Source organism: Acinetobacter sp. UBA6720 (assembly GCF_002454215.1).
Lineage (GTDB): Bacteria > Pseudomonadota > Gammaproteobacteria > Pseudomonadales > Moraxellaceae > Acinetobacter.
This window is the reverse complement of record NZ_DKIK01000162.1, coordinates 1-4169: the sequence shown is the minus strand read 5'-3', so window position 1 is coordinate 4169 and position 4169 is coordinate 1. Positions and strand designations below refer to the sequence as shown.

Here is a 4169-nt window from a genome sequence, read left to right as displayed (position 1 = left end):
TTTGGATTGGCTTTTTCAATTTCATCAAAAGCATTATCAATCAACCAAGATACAGAGCGTAACTTCACGTCCTGTCCTTGCTCATCCTGCCAAATGATTGAGCCAATTGGTAAAGCTGCTGCATTGCGGATACTTAACCAACGTGCTGCTTTGGGCACCCAAAATACGTTTTTTTCTTGGTAGTAATCCAGTATTTCTAGTTCGTCAGCAATAGCCTGTAGGTATTCTTCATCGCTATCATAGTGATCACGTGCCATGTAGTAGATATTGTTGTCATCTTGATGAGCGAATAAAGTCTTGAGCTCAGACTGTCGTTCATCGAAAGCATCTGAAACGTACTTTAAGAAAATCAACCCTAAAACAATATGCTTATAGTTGGCTGCATCTAGACTGCTGCGTAATTTATCGGCGGCTTTCCAAAGCTTGTCATCTAAGTCATTTAGAAATTTTTGTTCCAATGAATGCATTTTATTTCCTCAATCCAAGATCAACCGCTTTGGTTTTATACTTAATGTTAAACAATGTTGCTAAGTTAGCATATCTACGACCTATTAAAAGTCATGCACTTAACAAAAAAAATAGAGATTAATAAAGTCCTGTCATTTTAACGGGATAACTATAGCTAAAATAGTACTTTGACAACTCCCACGACTAATACTGTCGTAAAAAAAAGAGCAACCTAGAAAGCTGCTCTATTCCAACCAATCGATTAGTTGACGGGTCTGACTGATCGCTGTAACCCTTGCTGAATATCCTGCACAAACCCTTCAGGCGAAGCTTGTTGCTCCACCGTACGGTTTTGTTCTTGTTCAGGGTAGTATTCCTCCAGCACATCGAACCCTTCCTCTATATCCGTTTCAAACCGTGCATTGGCAAAACCCTTCCTTGCGGTAAAGTCTAAAGCCTCCTGATAAAACCCTGCCTGCTTACTCTGCTCATCAATCTGCTTCGCCTGAATAATCGCTTCATTTAAACTGATCCCGTCCCTTAAAGTTAAATCCACGTAATACACGGGCTGACGATAACTCTGTGTCGTACTCTTGCCCCGCAATATCAATTGCAATGGGAGGCATGACAACAAGCCTCCCGAAGCTGCGTGGTAATAACTCAGCCGTGCAGCCAAAGTCCGAATACTGTTAAAGCCCGTGGTTCTAAAGATGAAGGTTCCAAATTCATCCGACTCATCCAAGTTCACATGCAAACGCCCATAGGGCTTGCAGTTCCCTCCTTGAGCCAATGGACACAAATCAGGGGATGGACAGGGAAGTTGCTCCACGCCTTGATTGGTTAAACGCTGGCAGGTTTCTCCATTACCGACACAGATAGGTCTTCCAGTCTGTCGATCAAACAAGCTATATTCTGCACGTAAATTGAGTTCAGGATCATTAAATATCATCCGTACAGGAATTGAGCGGAGTTTCTGATTCGGTACTTTGGCTCGAAGCTGTTCATCCAGTGGATGTTTCACCCATCCTTCTTTGCTTTGGATCTGGGAAGTAATAGTGAACTGATCATCCTTTTCAGGTAGGCGTTTTCCATTCTTTTCTACTACCCGACCAATACTGATACGTCCCAGAGCTGGTGGTGTAATCGCTAAACCTTTTATCATTTTATTTTCCTCAATTTGATTTTTTACAGATCATCCAGCTTTATGTAGATCACCTGATTCAAGAAATATGTATATAGCTCGCTACAAAAGCCGCGACCGTTTACCCTCTATTCCTAGCGAATGGAGGGCGGGGAGCGGTTTTTGCGCATCGCTATTTAAATGGGCTGAAATAGACTTAGTCGGTATAGATGTTGAATCGACGACTGCCCTGCTTTTGAAGTGGATAAAGCTCAATGAGTTCAGGCTGATGCTGAAGCAATGCCTTGGTATTTAGACTGATAGAATCCTTGGCTTTCTTCCAAACTACCGAGCCATTTGCAAAGACTGCCCTTTCCTTGTCTTGCATCATCATCTGGATTTCATGTTTAAGCTGGTCAAAGCGTTCCTGCTGATGCTGAATCTCTTCCTTCATTTTGATGAGCTGGTCGAACATCAAATTGGCATTTTCATTTTGCGAGAGATCCTCTACGGTTAAAGGTACATGCGCTGGATAAAGTTGTTGAATCGCTTTAGCTGCGGATTCACTTGCATCCACGGATGGTGGTGTATCCTTTTCCACGCATTCCCAGAAATATCGTTCTGCTTGAACAATATGCTCAATCACGGATTCTGATCGTGTCACTTTGAAGATCTTGGTTTCATGCCCACAGATCAAGACACAAACATGCGCTGCCTGTTTACCAGTCACCGCCAGTTGATGTTGTACCTGACAAAGCACGTATAAAGGCACACCATCACGCCACAATTTTGCTCCATGCTCACCTGCTGTTTTACATTCCAGTATTTGCACGTCTTCATTGCCCACCACGACATAATCCAAGTTCGCCAACATAAAGGCTTTATCAGGATCAGGATGCTGCAGTACCGCATTGACCCGACGGACTTTATTGTTGGTGTGCATGCTGTAGTATTCTGCGACCAAGGGTTCCAATTGCTTACCCCAATATAAAGGTGCATGCCCTGAGCTTTCATCTTCAATGTTTTGCTGTACACGTCCTGTTTTAATCATCCACATTTCTAGCATCGACATATAAGGATTTATGCCACAGGTGGCTGCGGCATCACTGCTTCCTATACCCTTGCGTCTGACTTCCAGCCATTCAGCTTGAGTCATATTTTTAGTCTCTACGAAGCGTTTTGCGGTAAACAGTTTTGGTCGGTTAGCATGTATATTCAGTGTTGCATTGTTTGGTTGAATTAAAGCTGTGTTCATAACTATTTCCTGTCATTGTTAAATTTGGGGCATAAAAAAAGCCGTGTCCGTAGACACAGCTTTTGAATGAATGAATTAAATCATTTGTAAGGTTAAGCGTTTAAGTATGGTGATATCGCGATGAATCTGCTTAGGCTATCAATAGATCGCTTACAGTTAGGCCAACATACGTAAAGCCTGTTCGAGTCCACGTTGTTTGAGACCTGCGCCTGCACCAAACCATGCCGAATCGAGGCGGTGATCAGTACTCATCGCACGACGTTCATGATCCACAAATTCTGTGATGGAACACAGTAAGCCATAAGTAGTGCCTTTGGCGGATGACAGGTCAGCACCACGTCCTTGCCCATTAAACATCTCTAAAGCTTTATTCATGGCACGACCATTCGATTCAGGCTTTTTCTCCTGAGCTTGCTGCGCGACATTACGATAGAACTGAATAATGTTTTCTTCAGGATCGGAAATTGATATGGTGCTATTATTAAAGACGGCATCAAAGTAAGCCTTGGCTTCCTGTTGACTCACCTTACGCTGTGTGAGCTGTTTCATTTCATACATGTGCTCATCCCATGCACGAACTGAAATACCCAATTGCTGTTTCACTTTCTCTGCATCAAACTTGGTACTGTGCGGTACTTTAACCACACCTGCACTGCTGTTCTGACCTTTCAGAGCAATCGCTAAAGTATTGTTACACACCACACGAATACTGGTGAATTGTGCCGTAGTTGCTAAGGTGCCATCACAAGCTGTGGCTAAGAGAATATAGCCATTACTGACATCTTTGCCTTTTAAAGCAGAAGTTTGTCCAGTTTTGGCTAATGCCCAGAATTTCTTCCCGCCTTTGAGTACCCCAGCAGTTTCTAGTTCAAAGCCTGATTGCTCGGTCAGATCACGATAAAACTCCAAGATCTGTTTGGGTTGTACTTCCTGATAACGTTGACTGACCACAGACAATGGTGCATGGGTGTCCGAGCGATATAAAACGCGTTGTTCTTCATAGGGCATAATGATGCTTTGACCACGATCATTTTTAGCCATATAGCTGACATCTGAAGATTCAATACGCCAGTCCATACCTGCCTGCTGTGCCCAAACTTCAATCGGTTGGTTTTGGGTGAGCTGGTTGCCTAAGCCATGCCAAGGAGTTTCACCGACATAGGCCATTTGTTCAAGTTGATGTGCCATTTTGATTATTCCGTAAATAAAAGTGAAAGATGTAAAGATGCAGAAATGTGCTGTAAGGGTTTAAACAATCCATCTATTCAAAGATGTAACCGTGTAAAGTTAGAGATGCGATTACGGCACCCATGCAAACGCTTGTTGGCAATCCAGACAGAGATACTG

At 43.1% G+C, this 4169-nt stretch carries 4 protein-coding genes; all 4 read right to left on the bottom strand.

The window, feature by feature from the left end; translation table 11 throughout:
- The coding region (locus B4F08_RS14045) for a type I restriction-modification system subunit M N-terminal domain-containing protein (protein ID WP_291374873.1) at positions 1–467 on the bottom strand (467 nt) is incomplete at its 3' end.
- Positions 468–709: 242 nt separating this feature from the next.
- Positions 710–1609 (bottom strand): hydrolase or metal-binding protein, encoded by a 900-nt coding sequence (locus B4F08_RS14040; protein WP_291374872.1) that lies wholly within the window; start codon positions 1607–1609, stop codon positions 710–712.
- 175 nt (positions 1610–1784) lie between these two features.
- Entirely contained in the window at positions 1785–2822 is a 1038-nt protein-coding gene (locus B4F08_RS14035; RefSeq protein ID WP_262578797.1) for a YqaJ viral recombinase family protein, read from the bottom strand.
- A gap of 156 nt (positions 2823–2978) precedes the next feature.
- On the bottom strand, positions 2979–4010 hold the full coding sequence (locus B4F08_RS14030) for a DUF932 domain-containing protein (RefSeq protein WP_262578795.1): 1032 nt from the start codon (positions 4008–4010) through the stop codon (positions 2979–2981).
- Positions 4011–4169: the final 159 nt, after the last annotated feature.

Bases quoted from the DNA above. Each gene is read 5' to 3' on its own strand.
- B4F08_RS14040 (WP_291374872.1), bottom strand. From the start codon at position 1,609: ATGATAAAAGGTTTAGCGATTACACCACCAGCTCTGGGACGTATCAGT.
- B4F08_RS14035 (WP_262578797.1), bottom strand. From the start codon at position 2,822: ATGAACACAGCTTTAATTCAACCAAACAATGCAACACTGAATATACAT.
- B4F08_RS14030 (WP_262578795.1), bottom strand. From the start codon at position 4,010: ATGGCACATCAACTTGAACAAATGGCCTATGTCGGTGAAACTCCTTGG.